The 17,205-nt window shown below is 43.0% G+C and carries 19 protein-coding genes and 1 tRNA gene; 8 read left to right on the plus strand and 12 right to left on the minus strand.

Annotated features, from left to right (window positions below; genetic code table 11):
* Nucleotides 1-189 precede the first annotated feature (189 nt).
* Nucleotides 190-600, plus strand: a complete 411-nt coding sequence (locus tag CRO16_RS00880; protein WP_245858836.1) for an endonuclease domain-containing protein — start codon at nt 190-192, stop codon at nt 598-600.
* A gap of 204 nt (nt 601-804) precedes the next feature.
* Here CRO16_RS00880 and CRO16_RS00885 read toward each other — a convergent pair whose 3' ends face one another.
* From CRO16_RS00885 to CRO16_RS00920, 6 genes are all read right to left on the minus strand, one after another.
* Nucleotides 805-1,449 (minus strand): O-methyltransferase, encoded by a 645-nt coding sequence (locus CRO16_RS00885; RefSeq protein ID WP_097054470.1) that lies wholly within the window; start codon nt 1,447-1,449, stop codon nt 805-807.
* Nucleotides 1,450-1,928: 479 nt separating this feature from the next.
* Entirely contained in the window at nt 1,929-2,210 is a 282-nt protein-coding gene (locus tag CRO16_RS00895; protein ID WP_097054472.1) for a Sec-independent protein translocase subunit TatA/TatB, read from the minus strand.
* A gap of 812 nt (nt 2,211-3,022) precedes the next feature.
* Complete coding sequence (locus tag CRO16_RS00905; RefSeq protein ID WP_097054474.1) at nt 3,023-5,332, minus strand: M1 family metallopeptidase; 2,310 nt, start codon at nt 5,330-5,332, stop codon at nt 3,023-3,025.
* 55 nt (nt 5,333-5,387) lie between these two features.
* Entirely contained in the window at nt 5,388-5,891 is a 504-nt protein-coding gene (locus tag CRO16_RS00910; protein ID WP_097054475.1) for a DUF6702 family protein, read from the minus strand.
* Between the two features lie 587 nt (nt 5,892-6,478).
* Entirely contained in the window at nt 6,479-7,285 is an 807-nt protein-coding gene (locus CRO16_RS00915; RefSeq protein WP_097054476.1) for a carboxypeptidase-like regulatory domain-containing protein, read from the minus strand.
* Between the two features lie 233 nt (nt 7,286-7,518).
* On the minus strand, nt 7,519-8,304 hold the full coding sequence (locus CRO16_RS00920; protein ID WP_097054477.1) for a hypothetical protein: 786 nt from the start codon (nt 8,302-8,304) through the stop codon (nt 7,519-7,521).
* Nucleotides 8,305-8,660: 356 nt separating this feature from the next.
* Between CRO16_RS00920 and pepE the strand changes: the two genes are divergently transcribed.
* Nucleotides 8,661-9,368, plus strand: a complete 708-nt coding sequence (gene pepE, locus CRO16_RS00925; RefSeq protein ID WP_097054478.1) for a dipeptidase PepE — start codon at nt 8,661-8,663, stop codon at nt 9,366-9,368.
* Nucleotides 9,355-10,284 (plus strand): glutaminase, encoded by a 930-nt coding sequence (locus tag CRO16_RS00930; protein ID WP_097054479.1) that lies wholly within the window; start codon nt 9,355-9,357, stop codon nt 10,282-10,284. The genes pepE and CRO16_RS00930 overlap by 14 nt, the downstream gene beginning before the upstream one ends.
* Here CRO16_RS00930 and CRO16_RS00935 read toward each other — a convergent pair.
* Nucleotides 10,262-10,861: an alpha-ketoglutarate-dependent dioxygenase AlkB family protein gene (locus CRO16_RS00935; protein ID WP_097054480.1), complete on the minus strand. Its 600-nt coding sequence runs from the start codon at nt 10,859-10,861 to the stop codon at nt 10,262-10,264. The two genes, CRO16_RS00930 and CRO16_RS00935, sit on opposite strands and share 23 nt — an antisense overlap.
* A gap of 82 nt (nt 10,862-10,943) precedes the next feature.
* Between CRO16_RS00935 and CRO16_RS00940 the strand changes: the two genes are divergently transcribed.
* Nucleotides 10,944-12,275: a S41 family peptidase gene (locus tag CRO16_RS00940; protein ID WP_097054481.1), complete on the plus strand. Its 1,332-nt coding sequence runs from the start codon at nt 10,944-10,946 to the stop codon at nt 12,273-12,275.
* Nucleotides 12,272-13,030 carry a hypothetical protein gene (locus tag CRO16_RS00945; RefSeq protein WP_097054482.1) on the plus strand — a complete coding sequence of 253 codons (759 nt, stop codon included), beginning with the start codon at nt 12,272-12,274 and terminating at the stop codon, nt 13,028-13,030. Before CRO16_RS00940 ends, CRO16_RS00945 begins: the two co-directional genes overlap by 4 nt.
* Here CRO16_RS00945 and CRO16_RS00950 read toward each other — a convergent pair.
* The 5 genes from CRO16_RS00950 to CRO16_RS00965 form a co-directional block, all read right to left on the minus strand.
* Nucleotides 13,017-13,838, minus strand: a complete 822-nt coding sequence (locus CRO16_RS00950) for a type II CAAX endopeptidase family protein (RefSeq protein WP_097054483.1) — start codon at nt 13,836-13,838, stop codon at nt 13,017-13,019. The two genes, CRO16_RS00945 and CRO16_RS00950, sit on opposite strands and share 14 nt — an antisense overlap.
* A 36-nt stretch (nt 13,839-13,874) precedes the next feature.
* Nucleotides 13,875-14,687: a GNAT family N-acetyltransferase gene (locus CRO16_RS00955; RefSeq protein WP_097054484.1), complete on the minus strand. Its 813-nt coding sequence runs from the start codon at nt 14,685-14,687 to the stop codon at nt 13,875-13,877.
* Between the two features lie 35 nt (nt 14,688-14,722).
* Nucleotides 14,723-14,878 carry a hypothetical protein gene (locus CRO16_RS16070; RefSeq protein WP_179670466.1) on the minus strand — a complete coding sequence of 52 codons (156 nt, stop codon included), beginning with the start codon at nt 14,876-14,878 and terminating at the stop codon, nt 14,723-14,725.
* 406 nt (nt 14,879-15,284) lie between these two features.
* Nucleotides 15,285-15,357 (minus strand) — tRNA-Gly (locus CRO16_RS00960).
* Between the two features lie 53 nt (nt 15,358-15,410).
* The gene (locus tag CRO16_RS00965) at nt 15,411-15,863 is read right to left on the minus strand and encodes a GNAT family N-acetyltransferase (protein WP_245858837.1); all 453 of its coding nucleotides are present in this window, start codon (nt 15,861-15,863) and stop codon (nt 15,411-15,413) included.
* Between the two features lie 31 nt (nt 15,864-15,894).
* On the opposite strand from CRO16_RS00965, the gene CRO16_RS00970 reads away from it, so the two are divergent.
* From CRO16_RS00970 to CRO16_RS00980, 3 genes are read left to right on the plus strand one after another with little or no spacing between them, the layout of a single operon-like run.
* The gene (locus tag CRO16_RS00970) at nt 15,895-16,455 is read left to right on the plus strand and encodes a ClpP family protease (protein ID WP_097054485.1); all 561 of its coding nucleotides are present in this window, start codon (nt 15,895-15,897) and stop codon (nt 16,453-16,455) included.
* A 2-nt stretch (nt 16,456-16,457) separates the two neighbouring features.
* The gene (locus CRO16_RS00975; RefSeq protein WP_097054486.1) at nt 16,458-16,754 is read left to right on the plus strand and encodes a GNAT family N-acetyltransferase; all 297 of its coding nucleotides are present in this window, start codon (nt 16,458-16,460) and stop codon (nt 16,752-16,754) included.
* A gap of 12 nt (nt 16,755-16,766) precedes the next feature.
* Nucleotides 16,767-17,201, plus strand: a complete 435-nt coding sequence (locus CRO16_RS00980) for a GNAT family N-acetyltransferase (protein ID WP_097054487.1) — start codon at nt 16,767-16,769, stop codon at nt 17,199-17,201.
* The last annotated feature ends 4 nt before the right edge of the window (nt 17,202-17,205 follow it).

Here is a 17,205-nt window from a genome sequence, read left to right on the forward strand (position 1 = left end):
TTTTTTGGAACGAATTAATTTCAATGAATGGTCGATCGGAGTCGAGACCTCATGATGGTATTTTTTCCTTATTTGCATGACTATCCCTTTTTCCGGTTCACTTTAGGTCCGGTGCCACCGGAAAAAGAAAAACTAATTCTTTTGCCCCTCCCTAAAGGGTGAGAATTAGTTTTTCCTAAATTTATTGTGGTGAAGAAAGATAATCCATATCATGATAATAGCATGTGGAAAGGTGCTCGATCTGAGATCTTTAAGCGGGCAGAGTATCTTCGCCACAATCCTACAGAGGCAGAAAAAGTTCTGTGGGAGAAATTAAATTGTGATCCCTATAAAAAATATCATTTCAGGAGACAACATCCTATATATCATTTCATTGCCGACTTCTATTCGCATAGGCTAAAATTGATTATAGAATTAGATGGAGGTTATCATGAAAAAGAAGACCAACAGAAGAAAGACGAAATACGCACAGATCTGCTCAGTTTTCAGGGGCTGGATATCATCCGTTTCACAAATCAGGAGGTAATGGAGAACATGGAAACAGTTCTAAAAACACTAGAAGAAAAAATTAAGACTATCCCTTTTTCCGGCTCCCTTTAGTCCCGATAGCTATCGGGAGGGGCAACCGGAAAAAGAAAAACTAATTCTTTTGCCCCTCCCTAAAGGGTGAGAATTAGTTTTACCTAAATTTAATTTGTTTCACACTACGAGTAAATAGGACCTTTTCCCGGCTCCCTTTAGGGCTGGGGCAAAACGGGAAAAAGTTGAAGCTTTACTTCATCACTCCGTTACTTCATTACTACATCACCGTATTCTCCTCGAAATAGTCAACCCATCCCTCACCGGTAACATCACCGTCTCCAGCCTGTCATCTTCAACCAACAACCGGTTGTATTCCAACAAGGCTTTGGTAGATTCATCATCTTCCTGCACGGGTTCTACTACTTTTCCGCTCCAAAGAACATTATCCGATAGGATCACTCCTCCCGGCCGCAGCTTTTCCATGATCTGTTGAAAGTAAACAGGATAATTCGGCTTATCTGCATCAATAAACACCAGGTCGAAATCCTCTTTTAGAGAGGGAATGATCTCTGTAGCATCTCCAAGATGCTGCACGATCTGCTCTTTCCGGGGAGAGGCTTCAAAATACCTTTTTTGAAGATCTATTAGCTCTTCGTTGATATCGATGGTGTGAAGGATTCCGTCCGACCTCATGCCTTCTGCCAAACAAAGTGCCGAATACCCGGTATAGGTACCTATTTCCAGAATATTTTTTGGATTGATCAGCTTCGACAGCATACTCAGCAGCCGCCCCTGGTAATGTCCGCTTAACATTCGTGGCTGTAATACCTTCTGATTAGTTTCCCGGTTGAGTTGCTGCAGCAATTCGGGTTCTTTAGATGAGTGTTGAACTACGTAATCATCGATGGCTTGTGGCAGGAAATGCATGTTGTTAGTATTGAGAAGTGAGTATTGAGTATTGAGAGGTCAAAAATACAATTTTTGAGAATCTGGAGCCTAGAGACGAAAGACTAGAATTTATACTTTTTCTGCTACAATTATTGTTTAGAATTTGGTCCTCCCCGGCTGAACCTCTAACGGATAAAATCATCGAGACTAAAAGATGGCGCGGATTTGCAATCCGTGACGGGGTATAATAAAAAGGATGTTTCAATTATTGAAAGAAGCAGATTGCTTCTTTCGCTATAAAGCTATTTTTCTGTGTAAACAATCTTACAAAAACGTAACGATTCAAATCCAAAAGCACTTCGACTTTTCCTCCTGCTACCGCATTCGGGCTCAGTGTAACATCCAAAAAATTAGAATTTGGGGGTGGAAAGCAGGAATGGTAGAGATAAAAATAACAGATGTAATAACCTTAATTTTATGAAGTTGAAAGCCAAAGACCAAAAGCTATAAGCTAATGGCTAAAACCTGCGTTTCACCGAACCGGTTATCTCCTCGATCTCTTCCTTGACTTTGTCGATCTCCTTCTTCACATCATTCCCCATGGAAGTATCCATGCCGTGTTTTTCTGCACTGCGCATGACCTCAGATTTAATATCGTTAGTGGCATTTTTGATGCTGCGCATACCTTTTCCCAAACCACGGGCTATCTCCGGAATTTTATCTGCACCAAAAACCATCACCAGCACAAACATGATGAACGCCATCTCGGCACCACTGATAAAAAGAGGAAGTGTTTGCATAAGACTACAAATATACTCAGATTTCTATTCAGAAGAAAAAGGGGCTTGTTAATTCTGTCTTGGCTGCAAATCCTTCTTTTTCAAGAAGTTTTTAGGAAGAAAAAGACATGTTTTCAACAGCTGCGCACCTCCTGCGGAGGGATTTGTCTCCGGACCACCCCGTCTGCCTGCGGCAGCCACCCCTCCTTATTAAGGAGGGGAACTTCTGAGGTGCCTTTGGCACCACTGCCTTCGGCAGGTTTCTGCCCGAAAAGTCAACTTATATGAATACTATTAGTCTACTACAAATAAGAGCGAAAATTGGAATCCAACTATCTCCCCTTCTTCGGAAGGATTGGGAGATAAGGAAAAAAGAGAACCAGGCCTGCTTTGTTGCCCAAGTTGTTTTTTCGGCTGCTGCGCACCTCCTGCGGAGGGATTTGTCTCCGGACCACCCCGTCTGCCTGCGGCAGCCACCCCTCCTTATTAAGGAGGGGAACTTCTGAGGTGCCTTTGGCACCACTGCCTTCGGCAGATTTTCGGCTCGAAATGGCAACCAAAATCTGTACTACTGGCTACTTCAAATAAGGGCCAAATTTTAATTCCAATCAGCTCCCCTCCTTTGGAGAGGGCGGGGGGAGGATGAGCACAAAAAAAACCCTCTAAAAGAGGGTTTTCTTTAAATTTAATTCCGGAGCCTCCTCCCAAAGGGAGGAGAAAACACCTTCAGGTGTTTTGAACCCCAACCGGCTCCCCTCCTTTTTTAAGGAGGGGTGGCAGGCGATAGCCTGACGGGGTGGTCCGGAGACGACACCGCCACAGGCGGCAAGGTTTTACTGCTGGGTTTTCTCTTTGAATTCCTGAAACTTATCTGCTTCAGCAGCCTGTGGCCATGAATTGTTGCTGGTATCAACATCGGCAGTTTCAAGATCGGGATCAACCACGATCTTTGTGATCTCTTTGTCTGTTGCCAAAGCTCTGCTAACCTGTGTGTCATTCTTTCTCCAGATCTGTACAGGATAAGTCACTTTTTCAGTACTGCCATCGGCATAAGTGTATTCCACAATGATAGGCATTACAAGTCCACCCGGTTTATTGAAGGTTACCTGGTAAAAATACTTCGGCATCTTCATCTCTGCTCTTTGCTGCGGAGTAAAATTGTCCATCAGGTATTCATTCAATGTAGGTGCATTTTCAGCAGGAGTCTTGCCTTTCATGCTCTCATTGTACTCTTCACCGCCTTCTTCTACCACGTAAAGCACATCCATGGAAGATGGATCTTCCACGCCGTAACGCTTCAGCAGTTCAGTTCCTTCTTTCGTAGGCTTATCGGTCACATAATATTTTTTCACTTCCTCCACGCCTATATCTACAAAGTCGGTAGTATAGAACCAGCCTCTCCAGAACCAGTCAAGATCAACGGCAGACGCATCTTCCATTGTTCTGAAAAAATCTTCAGGGGTAGGGTGTTTAAACATCCATCTCTGAGCATAAGTTTTAAAGGCATGATCAAACAGCTCTCTTCCCATCACAGTTTCGCGAAGGATATTTAGTGCAGTAGCCGGCTTTCCGTAGGCATTGTTCCCTAACTGATATACATTTTCTGGATTTGACATGATGGGGGAAATAAATGATTGATCACCCTTCATATAATCCACAATTCTTGCAGGCTCTCCTCTTCTGGAAGGATATTTAGTGTGCGGCGCAATATCCTCAGGATATTTATCACCATACTCCTGCTCGGCCACATATTGCATGAAAGTATCAAGACCTTCATCCATCCAGCCCCACTGGCGCTCATCTGAATTCACGATCATAGGGAAAAAGTTGTGCCCTACTTCATGGATGATCACGCTCATCATTCCGTACTTCACACGGTCGCTATAAGTTCCGTCCTCATTAGGCCTTCCATAGTTCCAGGAGATCATAGGATATTCCATTCCTTGGTTCTTGGCATGTACCGAAATGGATTTCGGGTAAGGGTAGGTAAAAGTGTGATCTGAATAAGATTTTAAAGTATGAGCAACCACTTTAGTAGAAAAATCTTCCCAAAGCGGATTACCTTCTTTTGGATATAAAGAAACAGCCATTACATCTTTTTCTCCCAGGTCAACAGCCATCATATCCCAGATGAATTTTCGGGAAGTAGCGAATGCAAAATCCCTTACCATTTCAGCTTTCAGTTTCCAGGTCTTTTTCTTGTCAGAAAAACCTTTTTCAGCAGCTTCAGCTTCTTCCTGGGTTACGATCATTACCGGCTTGTCGTAAGATTTTTTAGCCTGCTCATAGCGACGCATCATTTCCTTTGAAAAAACTTCCTTGCGGTTTACCAATTCCCCGGTTCCATCAAGCACATGGTCTGCAGGTACAGTAATATTCACTTCGTAATCTCCAAACGGAAGTGCAAACTCCCCATTCCCCCAAAACTGGTAATTCTGCCAGCCTTCTACATCATTATAAACTGCCATTCTTGGAAAGAACTGTGCAATTACGTAAGCGTTGTTACCGTCTTTCGGAAAATGCTCATAACCCGACCGCGCTCTGTCAGTCACGTGATTATTGACATTATACCACCATGCAATGTCAAAAGTGAACTTTTCTCCTGCCTTTAATGGCTGCGGAAGATCCACTCTCATCATAGTTTGGTTGATAAAAGTCTTCAGTGGCTGCCCATTGGCACTCACCTCTGTAATATTAAAACCTCCGTCAAAAGGCTCCTGCATATATTCATCCACGAAATTTCCTGGTTGCGCCACCGGGGCAATTCCATTGCCGTCCTTTAGCTTAGCCACAGATTCTTTGGTGCGGATATTTTGATCCAACTGCACCCACAGGTATTCGAGATCATCGGGGGAATTATTGTGATAGGTAATGGTTTCGCGGCCGGTTAGCTTCTGAGTCTTATCATCAAGCTCGATATCCATTTTATAATCGGCCTCATTTTGATAATAGGCAGGGCCGGGAGCACCGCTACCCGTGCGGTACTGGTTAGGGGTAGAAAATTCCTGGTAAAGTTGACGGAATTTATTTTCATTGATGTGTCCCCCTTCCCTCTGCTCGGTTTGTTGTTCTGTTTCCTGGGCAAAAACGCCGGCAGAGAACAAAATGAAAAAAGCCGCAAGGGCAGTTTTAATAGATCTCATAGATATAATTTAAGTTTAGGTTGCTAAAAATAATTGAATTCTGAAGTTTTGCAATTTAATTGCTGAAATTTAATGTTCCTTCCGGGTGGTCCCTCATTAACAACAGACTTTTGATCTTGCCGCCATAATCCACCTTAACAACATTTTTTTGCTCCGGAAAAATATCAGTCAAGACCGAATTCTCCACAGCTATATTTTTCACAGGTTCCACATCTTCCACTTCTAAATATACAAGCAGTTGATCCTTATCATATTCTTTTCCTATATAATTTAAGGTCCTCTGCTTACCATTAACGCTGATGCTCAATTTATCCTGAAAGTATCGCTCCACAAATTGATCTGCTGCGGAATGCTCCTCTTCTTTGGTAAGATAGATCTCTTTGTTGTAGCGCTTTTGCAAAAGATCTTCCATATCATCTGTAAACACATGCGAAATGATCTGAAGCGCCCGCTGTTCTTCATTATACTTGATATCTGTCGCACTTACGTAAAATTTGTGCACAGTAGTGAAAGCAAGTAAAGGCAACAAAGCCAGAAAAATTAAGTATGTCTTTTTCATGTAGTGTAAGTCTGAAGTCACTTCTGTTTAAACAAAGACTGTTCCACAGACATAATTCTTAGACTGCAGCAGGAGGAGAAGGTTTAATTCCGGAAGAAACAAGAATCAAGAAACTAGAACCAAGACTTTGATTCTTGTCCTGTTGGCGCGGATTTGTACCCGTGCCGACTTTTAAAAATAAACGAATTAGTACCATCAATTAGCTTATGCACCCCAATGCCCTTCGACCAGCTCTCCTTCTGGTCGAGCGCTCAGGGTGACATTTCTCTATAGAACCTAGAGTCTAGAGTCTAGAGACAAGACTTTTTTAACAGTTGTCAGGTTGAGCTATTTTCACGTCCGGGAGGGCGGGGAAATTTGGTTGAAACTGGTTAATGCCCACTAATTGGTTCTGTACATCAAAGCCCTTCGACCAGCCCTCTCTCTGGTTGAGCGCTCAGGGTGACATTTCTCTATAGAACCTAGAGACTATAGTCTAGAGACAAGACATTGCACAAATTGGAATTTGAAGTGTGATCCCTGGAATTTGGTTCAAGGCTCACTGCTCATTAGTGATTGTTTATTGATAATTGTTTATTGCTAATTGTTCACTTGGCATTGAACTTCGCGCTCTGCTCCAGCAGGAACTCAATTAGATCCATCTCCTTTTCTTTATCCAGAAGCCTGGAAGGAAATCCTAAAGCATTTAAATAGGTAATAAAATTGCTGATTTGCCGGATTTGAATATCCAATACCTCTTCAAAAAACTCATTATCGTAGCGGCTTCTTATTTCCTTTTCAAGATTGATCATTCCTCTTTGGTTCAGCGGAGAAGGAGGGCGTTCTTTTGCCTTTTTTGGAGGAAAGATCATCCCGACTATACCACCGATTATGGCTAATGGATCAGCTCCGTTGGTCAATCCCGGTCCAGGCATACCAACATTTGTCACGGCAGATTGTCCGTCCTGCCTCCATTCATACTCATAATCATTAATAGAAGCCGCGGTCATTGAGGGTAGATCCAATTTGATTGTTTCAATATTTCCGGCATCCACATCCAAATTCCCTGTGAGTTCATGAGGTTTCACGACAACTTCGGGTAAATCATTAATATTTTCTATAATTTCCACATTCAAAGTCCTGCTCTTTAAAGTCTGCTCATCTATAACGAAGAGCAGATCTTTATACTGAAGTGCCGAAAAATATAAGGAGTCATTTAACTTTGCGTAGATACTGAAGTTGCCTTTTTCTGATGACACACTCCCCTTTCCGGAGTTTTTATTATAGATCGTAATTCCCTGAAGATCGGCTTCCGCAGGAACTTTTATAGTACCTTCAATCTCCACCTCCCCAAATGACTGAGCAGCCGAACATGTGGTAATTATCAGAAAAATTAGAAGCAGCAGGTTCTTCATCCAGGATCAATAACGGGAAAATGTAGGAAATATTTTACACTAAGGCTGCCAGGATATTCTCATTTGTGCTTTAACCTAAATCTCGTCCCTATGGGATTTCTATCTTGTGTTGAGAATGTTTCTACCAATCATTTGGCCCTACAGTACAGATTGGTATTTAGAGTTTGAACTTAATTCACTACCCCTCGGCCACATTTTTCCCTGAACACTGCTCACTGCTCACTGATCACTGATCACTTATTATCTGCCTTTTTCTCCCTGTAACGTTGACTCTGTTTTACAAGAAAATCAATAAGTTGCAGCTCGTTTTCTTCCTTCAGCATTTGTGGAGAAAGACCATTATCTTCAGCAAAATAGATGAATTCATAAATATTATCTTTCTCAATATTTAAATTCTCCCTGAAAAAGTCATCATCATAAAGCTGTAGTACCTGTTCATCCAGGTCTTCATTTCCACCTATATTGGTCATGACGCTTCGGGTGGTAAAGATGTTCCTGAAAATGTTGGCAAAATTAGTTCCGTTATAGATCATAGCTTCCCTCATCGCCGCATTTGCCGGTGAAGTAAGAGAATCGGGTCGAAAAGTATACTCGTAAGAATTGATCTCGGCTGCCGATTGCGTGGGAAGATTAATTTCCGCTACAGGAATTCGTGCCACGTCAACCTCAACATTCCCGGATAGATCATAAGGAGTCACCACGACTTCCGGCAACTCGGTTACAGATTCAGAAATAAATACATTGAGCTGTTGGTTTTCTACTACCCCCTTATCAATTACAACCGAAAAATCCTGATATTGTAAAGCAGCAAAATCCAGTGTATCTCCCGCAGCCACTCTAATATTAAAATTTCCGGCTTCATTGGAAATAGTGGCCGACTTTGCAGTACGGTTAATTATAGAAATGCCCTGGGGATCTTCTCCCAGTGGCGGAGTGATCTTTCCGCTGATGGCTAACCGCTCCTGGGCAATCAGACTTACCGAAAAAAAGAAAATTGTAATGTAGAGAAGACTTTTCATGATGCTGCTTTTCTTAAAGAAACAAAATCAATTCTTTATAAAAATCTAATTGCCGACTAAACTTTAGTTAAAGGTGGGATGGGGATTGGTTAATTGGGGATTGGAAAAATGGGAATTAGGGATTAGGAAATGGCTTTTAGAATGGAATTAATACTACTCAAGTCAGCAGACTTTAAGGTTTTCTCGAGGCCCCAACAAGAGAGCCCGGTAACCGGAAACCGGAAACAGCAAACAGAAATACGGTCTCTAAATCCTGAATTTTGAATCCTGAATTTTGAATCCCTCCAGAATTAGCTCAATTTTAAAAACTGCCTGTTCCAGATTTAGTAATTTTACAGGTAAACTAATTCGACCCTATGAAAAACCTGATTCTTGCCAGTACTTCTACCCTCCATGGCCAGGAATATCTGGAGTATCTTACCCCAGTTTTAAATTCTCATTTTTCAGATTGTAATGAAATTTTGTTCATCCCTTACGCCAGGCCTGGCGGCATCACCCATGATGAATATACTCAGAGTGCCCAAAAAGCCTTTGAAAAGATAGGGCTTGCGGTAAAAGGCATTCATCAATTTGATTCTCCTTCAGAAGCTATAAAAAAGGCGGAGGGTATATTTACCGGGGGTGGAAATACTTTTTTACTGGTGCAGCAGCTCTATCACTTTGATCTTCTTCAGCTACTCCAGGAGGTACTCAAAACAGGTATTCCCTACCTCGGGACCAGCGCGGGCACTAACATTGCGGGGCTAACCATGAAAACTACCAATGATATGCCCATTGTTTATCCTCCATCATTCAAAACTCTGGGAATGGTGCCTTTTAATATCAATCCGCATTACCTCGATCCCGATCCGGATTCAACTCATAAGGGAGAGACGCGGGAAACCAGGATCAGGGAATTCCATCAATTTAATACCCCTCCGGTTGTAGGACTGCGCGAGGGGAGTTGGCTGGAGGTGAAAGGAAATAACATTAAGTTAAAGGGAGAACCTTTGGCCCGCATTTTTGAAGCCGGACTGGAAGCCTATGAAGTAGAACCCGAAACCCTGCTCAATGACCTCGCATAATGTCGATTACCAGAAGATCCTCAACCAGATAGGTCAGGAATTCGCCGACAAACCCCGGTCCGGGAAAGTTGCATCATATATTCCGGAACTGGCCAAGGTGCCTGCAGATAAATATGGGATGCACCTCTATGACCTCAATGGCAATAATTACTGTTTTGGGGATAGCAACGAGAGATTTTCCATACAGTCAATTTCCAAGGTGTTTACTCTTTCCCTGGCCATGAAGGTGGTGGGAGATCAACTATGGAACCGCGTGGGAGTGGAACCGTCGGGTGACCCCTTCAATTCCCTATCCCAACTGGAAAATGACTCGGGTATTCCCAGAAATCCATACATAAATGCAGGGGCTATGGTGGTTGCAGACGTACTGGTCTCAAATTTCACTAATCCAAAAGCAGCACTTCTTGCATTTTTACACGAGATCACCGGGGATACCAGTATCGATTTTGATCCTGTGGTAGCAGCTTCCGAAAGATCTGAGGGTTATCGCAACTACGCAATGGTGAACTATCTAAAATCTTTTGGGAACATTGAAAATTCAGTCGAGGACGTGCTGGATTTTTATTTCCATCAATGCTCCATCTCCATGTCGTGCCGGGATCTTTCCAATGCTTTTATCATTTTTGCCAATGACGGAAAGGTAATGGGTTCAGACCGGGAATTCCTTACCGGAAGACAGGTGAAAAGGATCAATGCACTCATGCAGACCTGCGGATTTTATGATGAAGCAGGGGAATTTAGTTTTGAAGTAGGGCTCCCCGGAAAGAGTGGGGTTGGCGGCGGAATTGTCGCGGTCCATCCCGAACGTTTTGCAGTCACAGTTTGGAGTCCACCGTTGAATCCCAAGGGAAATTCCGCTTTAGGTATGGCTTCTTTGGAGCGTCTTACCACGCTTACCGGGTTTTCCATTTTTTAATATTGCGAAAAGTAAGGTTGATCCGGGGTTCTTTCACTTTTTTTGTCTTCGGAAGGCTGTGCTGCCAGTGTTGCTGAGTTTCCCCAGCCATGAGCAACAGGCTTCCGGGCTCCAGCTGCAGTTCGATTTTTTCTGCGGAAGCTTTATGCTTCAACACAAATTTTCTTTGCACCCCAAGGCTTACTGAAGCAATTGCCGGATGTTTTCCAAGCTCGGCTTCCGCATCGCTGTGCCACGACATGCCTTCCTCTCCGCTTCGATACAGATTAAGAAGGCAGGAGTTGAAGGTAAGACCTGTCACCTCCTCTACCTTCTGTTTTACCGGAAGCAATTCCGGAATCCAAAGCCTTGCCTTTTTTGTCATTTTTGAATAGGTATATTCATATTCCTCCTTCCCATACCAGGCAGTTTTTCTCTGGGTCACGATCCTTTTTCCATAGATCATTACCTCGTCGTATTGCCATTGCACCTGTTCTAGAAGGTTCTTAAAGTGAACTTCAGCCTGAGCTTCAGAAAAAATTTTTCCGAAGTAATAAGCTTCACCTTCAAGAGGAAGTAAATTTTCCGGTTTAGACATAATTGGTTTTTAAAACAATTTTAACAGCAGCTTCAGCAACAATGCTCCTTTTTAGTATTTTTGATCGGTTATATTCAAGTTAATGAAAAAATATATTTTATTTCTGTTAGGTTGCTTTTGCTTCGGATTTATGAAGGCGCAGCAGTTTGATTCCGGGGCCTATAAAATGGCATACAAAGCACATTTTGAAAAGCTCGCCTATGGCGACAGCCTTACTCTGGAAACTAAAATTACCGGTTTAAGCAATGCCTGGGCCGAAGCTAAATTTAACTTCGCCAACTTTGACCTTATCCCGACGGTAAACTGGGACAGTATCTACAAAGCTTATATTCCCAGGGTGATGGCAAGCAAAGACCGGAAGGAATACTATTCGATCCTGAAGAAATTTTACACACATTTAAACGACGGTCATACGCTTATTGTGCCTCCGAAGGAATTGTGGAACGAATTTATGGCAGCTCTCCCTGTAAGGACCCAAATTATTGATGGACGGGTGGTGATTACCCAGCTTAAAAGCGATAAGCCGGAATATCAACTCCTGCAACCGCGAACCATCATTAATAAGATCAACGGAATGCCGGCCACTACTTATGCTGAAGAACATGTGGCTCCCTACGTTTCTGCCAGCACGCCTCACGATCTAACCGCCAGGCTCTACTCCTATTTCCTTACCCACGGAAGTCTGAAGGAACCGTTGCTGCTGGAACTGGAAAGTCCTGCCGGAAAAAAAATTACTCAGAGTTTCCGGAGAGAAAGCAGAAATCAGTTATTCCCGGCTTCGGAAGGTTACACTTACAGGCCTCTGAATAAATCCACAGGATTGCTAACCATCAATACCTTCAACGATCCTGAAGTGGTGAAGTTCTATGACAGCCTTTTCCAGACACAGCTTCCCAAAAATCTCATCATAGATATTCGCAACAATGGGGGAGGAAACGGAAATAACGGATTTGAATTGATCGGTTATCTTACCTCCAAGCCATTTCCAACGGGTAAGTTTGTTATAAGACATTATACTCCTGTACAACGTGCCTGGGGTGGCGACCCGGACAAGCTTGAGATAAATTCCTATGACTGGAAGCCTTACAAAAAACCCACTTTTGAAGGGAAAGTTATCGTGCTCGCCGGCCCTGATACTTATTCAGCTGCAGAAGATTTTCTTTCTTCCTTCAAACATATCAAGAGGGGTACGGTGATAGGTCAAACCACAGGCGGCAGCACCGGACAACCCCTCATGTATCAGCTTCCTTTTGGAGGCCTTGGAATTGTTTGTGCGAAAAGAGATGCATTACCCGGTGGTGAGGAATTTGTTGGCATTGGCATTTCCCCCGATGTTGAAATAAAACCAACTCTTAAGACCTATCTTGCCGGGAAAGATGAAGCTCTTGAAGCTGCTTTAAAAATGCTGAAATGAAAAACCTATTTCCCTTCCTTCTGCTCCTCACTGTATTGAGTTTTTCCTGTACAACAGAGCAGGAAACGCAGGTACTTGTACTACCCACCATTCACGGAGCACATGAAGTCAATGAAAATTATACCTACGATGACCTGCTGCAGCTGGTTAAGAGTTATGAGCCCGATGTGATTGGGGTGGAAATAAGGCCCGAAGATTTTAATTTATCTACAGATTCCCTTGACCTTTTTTATCCGCTGGAAATGATCATGGTACGGGATTCCTTTCCCGGAAAAGTGAGAGGGATCGATTATTACAATGAAGAAACCAGAAATATAACTGTGAGCAGGAAAATGTTTTCGGACACTGTTTCTGAAATGTACAGCATCAAACGACTTACACAGGACATGAGGCTGGATTCAACTTTTGTAGCATCTTACGAAAAGACCAAAATCCCAGAAATCCAGGAAGAACAGCGAAGAATGGCACTTAATTATTCCGCAGAAGAATTTTTAAAAGGGGAATATGACAGTATCACCGGCCTGCAGTATCAAATCGAAGACAGCCTGTTTGGAAACAGTCCATACGCTGCCTATCCGGTTTTTAATAATCGACGGGATCTGCAGATCACCCTCAATGCGCTGCAACTTGTGGAAGAAAATCCCGGAAAAAAGATACTTCTGCTCGTGGGTGCCAATCACCGCAACCGCCTTGTGGATTCTTTGGAAAATCGACAAGTGGACCTCATAAAAGATCTGAACTTCAGGAGAGATTAAACCGCGCCACTATCTTTTCTTTTGCAGGAGAACCTTTATACCAGGAGAGAATGATAGGAAGAGTCACAAGCAACCTTACCAGCGAAAAGACGACCTCCCCTTTTACATCCAGGTCCAGCGGATAAGCAAAATTGGCCATAAAATGTAGCAGTACAGCCGCGAGAATACTTTTTTGAGTATGATTGTAAACCCATGTAAAGATCACTGAAAGTACCATGATCTGAAGCGCCCAACTCCAGAAGGTGATTCCAAACCCTTTTTCAAATTGAGATGTACCTTCAATGAAAAAAAGAGGCAGGTGCCATAACACCCAAAAGGAACCCACCATAATACTTCCTCCTAACCTTCCCCATTTCTCCTGGAGCGGATCCAGAATGTATCCTCGCCAGCCTAATTCTTCTGCCAGTGGGCCGCCGAGCATCATAAAGATCAGGAAGAAAGCCACAGCTTCAAAATCAACTAATCCGGAGAAATAGGAAGAAAAATTGGGCAGCTCTTCCCCCAGGAGGAATAAAAAACTGTATCCCACCAGGAGGATCAAAGGGAAGATCAGGAAAATCAAAAGCAGCCATTTCCAACCAATTCTTCGAATGTCCACCACCCTTAACCAAAAACCTTTTATAACTCTACTATCCCGGGAAGTCTGCACCATATAGATTGCTACCAGCGATGGTCCAAATGCTCCGAGAAAAAGCAGGGGAATAAAAAATTGGGCTGAAATTGGGAACATGAGCATTCCTCCCCATACCAGCCAGGAAAAAAGAAAGCTGAGGGAAAGAAATGTGCGGGTTTTTTTAGCTGTTTTCATACCTTATAAACCAGCAAACTCCTAAGATGTTACAGTTTAAATAGACATTTCCATCTCAAATTGATTCACGGGGTTTGAAAAATGCCATTTTTGAAGGGTATTTATAAGCTGTTCCCTTTCAGCATCCACATTTTTCAGTTTCACTTCCTGTAAAAGCTCTCCCGCAGCCGACAGTAGTGCGTCATAATTTCCGGTTCTACTCTCCAGCTGAATGATATTCCCCGCATCGTCAATAGAAATGAAAGCTTCCGGTCCGGCGGCCTCTCCAAAAGCATAAGTCTTCACCTTGTCCCCCAATAATTGGATCGCCCCTGCAGAATTATCCCAGGAATAATGCTGCGGGCGGTAAAGTCCACTTTTCAATACTTCTGAAAAATCCCATTTTTGAAGAATATTTTCCGAGTTTGTTTTTGGCAGATTTCCGCTAAAAGTTTTTAAGGTTCTGGTGATCCTAAAGCCAATGCGCTCATAAACCTTTATTGCTTTCTCATTTTCACAGATCACCTCCAAAAGGCACTTTTCAATCCCCTTTTCCTTCAGCCGGGGAATGGCATGAGCGTATAATTTATCGACTATGGCCTTTCCCCGATATTCCGGAAGGATACCCGTGCCGGTATTGTAGGCAGTTAATTTGCCGTTATGGTTATCGATCCCGTTAATGATAAAACCTACAAGTTTTTCTTCCTCAAACATTCCAAAGGACAGACTCCAGTCAACCCTGGCAATAGTGAAACGATTTTTCCAGTATTCTACGTCTGCCGGAAGTTTTACGTAATAGTTTTCAAAAGCGGTAAGGAAGCAGGTGATCACCTCTTCCACCGGGAGATTAGCTAGGGCTTTAATTTTCATGGGCTGCAAAATTTGCGGCCCAAATTAACGGAAAATTATTCTTTGACGGCAGCTTTTCTTTTCATCATAATAAAAGTTCCCGAAATAAGGAATCCGGCGAAGATTGGATACATCACCCAAAATGAGGAAGCCGCAGCTTCTTCAGAAGTGAGAAGACCCATAAAAATGTGCAGGATCGAAGTAAACAACATTCCAAGGGTGCCAGTAAGAAAAAATTAACGTTTTGTAAGAAGGGTGGAATGACATGTCGTTTAGATCCTTTCAGAGTTTAAACTCTGAAAGGGTTCCTTGAGATATCATAGCCGCCTTTCCTGGATAGATTCCCTACACTTATAGGTTGTCCCTACGGTACAATAATTTGAAGGTGAGATTTTTTCTACCCAGATTTTGTCCCTGACGGGACAAACGAGAAACCAAAATCTGAGAAAACCTCACAGGTCTCCAAGACCTGTGAGGTTTCAACAAAAAAGCCCCGTCTATCGACAAGTCATGGAACGGGAAACCGGGTTCCCCTCGACCCCGAAGCCTCGGGACTCGGGATAAACTTCTCACCCGATCTCCCGCAAAAAAAAAGCCCCGTCTATCGACGAGGCTTTGAGCGGGAGACCGGGTTCGAACCGGCGACATTCAGCTTGGAAGGCTGACGCTCTACCAACTGAGCTACTCCCGCGTTGGTATTGCTCTGCAAATATATATGGAAAGTTTTTATTGCTCAAAATATTTTTACAGCTTTTTCAGAAAATGATAGCCTTTGATCTCGTAGCCTTCATTTAAATAAAATTTGTGGCTGCGGTAGTTGCTTACGTAGCTGTTCAATTCTGATGTTTCGCAACCTCTTTTTTCAGCATAGGCATAGATGAATTCAAACAGCTTCTTCCCTATTCCCTTGTTGCGGTGCTCGTCTTTTATGAAAATATGATCGGGTTCACAGGAGCGGCCGGCATAGTGACGGGTCATAAACCACATCCCAAAGACTCCTACCATTTCCTCCTCAAGAAAAATTCCGAAGCATTCATAATTTTGGTTGAACATTTCTCCAAAGCGTTGAGTGAGGATCTCATTGGAAAATGTATTACCCATCAACTGCTGGATAAGGGGCAGGATCTGCGGAATTTCCTCCTTTAAAATCTTGTTAAATGCAAGCTTCATCCACTTCTTTTCTGCAAAAATAGTCATATTTTTAGCTACTTAATACTTAAAAATTACCATGAAAGACACAGATAAAGCCGGTAAAATTCAGGATCAAATTGACCGTTCCCTTCTAAATGAAAGAAAGATCTTTCTATGGGGTACGGTAAATGAGAAATCAGCAAAGCACCTTATTGAAAGAATGCTTTACCTGGATGCAACCGGAGACGAAGAGATACAATTTTATATAAGCAGTCCGGGAGGTTATGTTACTTCAGGATTTGCAATTTATGATACCATGCTCGGTTTAAACAGCCCGGTTTCCACCATATGTACAGGCCTTGCCGCTTCAATGGGATCCATTTTGTTATCTGCCGGCACCAAAGGCCGCAGATTCATTCAACCTCATGCTAAGGTGATGATCCATCAGCCAAGTGGTGGCGCACAGGGGCAAGCTTCCAATATTGAAATTCAGGCAGCAGAGATCCTCAAGATCAAAGATCTTAGTGCCCGGATCCTGGCAGAAAATTGCGGACAGGATTACGAGCGCGTTCTAAAAGATTTCAACCGTGACTATTGGATGGATGCATCGGAATCTGTCGAATACGGAATCGTTGACAATATCCTCAAAAAACAATAACCATGAACAAAGAAATTCAGCAAAAAGAAACAGACGGGAAAGGTATGTTCTTCATTGAGAAAGACGGCGATATTATTGCTGAACTCACCTATACCCGGCAGGATAATAACATCATGACCCTAGATCATACCGAAACCAATCCTGAATATGAAGGAGAAGGTTTGGCCAGCAGTTTAGTCAAGCATAGTGTGGAATATGCTAAAGAAAAAGATCTTAAGATCGATCCACTTTGCAGGTATGCTGCCGCCCAGTTCAAGCGACATGAAGAGTATCGGGAGGTACAGGCCACAGAGGCTTAATCAGCCCATTTTTTGATCCGGAAAATCTCAGCAGAAGAAACTTACCCGGTACGGCAACAGGTGCTGCGGCCGGGAAGACCTGCCAGGGAAGTCTTTTTTGAAGGAGATCTCGAACCCGACACCTTTCACCTGGGTTATTTTGATGCCGGGAAGATCCTAGGGGTAGCTACCTATGTCTCCCGCAAAAATAACTTTTTTGAAGCCGCTGTTCAGTATCAGCTAAGAGGAATGGCTGTTTTACCAAATCATCGTGGAAAAAACATAGGAGAAGAACTTCTGCTTAAAGGCGAAAAGCTGCTCAAAAGTAAAGACCCCGAAATATTATTGTGGTTTAACGCCAGAGAAGTGGCAATTGGCTTCTATAAGAAATATGGTTACCAGGCAATAGGGAATCCTTTTATGATCCCAAACGTGTGCATGCATATTGTGATGCACAAAAAATTATAAACCG

It is taken from the genome of Salinimicrobium sediminis, from assembly GCF_900215295.1.
GTDB lineage: Bacteria > Bacteroidota > Bacteroidia > Flavobacteriales > Flavobacteriaceae > Salinimicrobium > Salinimicrobium sediminis.

Bases quoted from the DNA above. Each gene is read 5' to 3' on its own strand.
- CRO16_RS00885 (WP_097054470.1), bottom strand. From the start codon at position 1,449: ATGCATTTCCTGCCACAAGCCATCGATGATTACGTAGTTCAACACTCA.
- CRO16_RS00895 (WP_097054472.1), bottom strand. From the start codon at position 2,210: ATGCAAACACTTCCTCTTTTTATCAGTGGTGCCGAGATGGCGTTCATC.
- CRO16_RS00905 (WP_097054474.1), bottom strand. From the start codon at position 5,332: ATGAGATCTATTAAAACTGCCCTTGCGGCTTTTTTCATTTTGTTCTCT.
- CRO16_RS00910 (WP_097054475.1), bottom strand. From the start codon at position 5,891: ATGAAAAAGACATACTTAATTTTTCTGGCTTTGTTGCCTTTACTTGCT.
- CRO16_RS00915 (WP_097054476.1), bottom strand. From the start codon at position 7,285: ATGAAGAACCTGCTGCTTCTAATTTTTCTGATAATTACCACATGTTCG.
- CRO16_RS00920 (WP_097054477.1), bottom strand. From the start codon at position 8,304: ATGAAAAGTCTTCTCTACATTACAATTTTCTTTTTTTCGGTAAGTCTG.
- pepE (WP_097054478.1), top strand. From the start codon at position 8,661: ATGAAAAACCTGATTCTTGCCAGTACTTCTACCCTCCATGGCCAGGAA.
- CRO16_RS00930 (WP_097054479.1), top strand. From the start codon at position 9,355: ATGACCTCGCATAATGTCGATTACCAGAAGATCCTCAACCAGATAGGT.
- CRO16_RS00935 (WP_097054480.1), bottom strand. From the start codon at position 10,861: ATGTCTAAACCGGAAAATTTACTTCCTCTTGAAGGTGAAGCTTATTAC.
- CRO16_RS00940 (WP_097054481.1), top strand. From the start codon at position 10,944: ATGAAAAAATATATTTTATTTCTGTTAGGTTGCTTTTGCTTCGGATTT.
- CRO16_RS00945 (WP_097054482.1), top strand. From the start codon at position 12,272: ATGAAAAACCTATTTCCCTTCCTTCTGCTCCTCACTGTATTGAGTTTT.
- CRO16_RS00950 (WP_097054483.1), bottom strand. From the start codon at position 13,838: ATGAAAACAGCTAAAAAAACCCGCACATTTCTTTCCCTCAGCTTTCTT.
- CRO16_RS00955 (WP_097054484.1), bottom strand. From the start codon at position 14,687: ATGAAAATTAAAGCCCTAGCTAATCTCCCGGTGGAAGAGGTGATCACC.
- CRO16_RS16070 (WP_179670466.1), bottom strand. From the start codon at position 14,878: ATGTTGTTTACTTCGATCCTGCACATTTTTATGGGTCTTCTCACTTCT.
- CRO16_RS00965 (WP_245858837.1), bottom strand. From the start codon at position 15,863: ATGACTATTTTTGCAGAAAAGAAGTGGATGAAGCTTGCATTTAACAAG.
- CRO16_RS00970 (WP_097054485.1), top strand. From the start codon at position 15,895: ATGAAAGACACAGATAAAGCCGGTAAAATTCAGGATCAAATTGACCGT.
- CRO16_RS00975 (WP_097054486.1), top strand. From the start codon at position 16,458: ATGAACAAAGAAATTCAGCAAAAAGAAACAGACGGGAAAGGTATGTTC.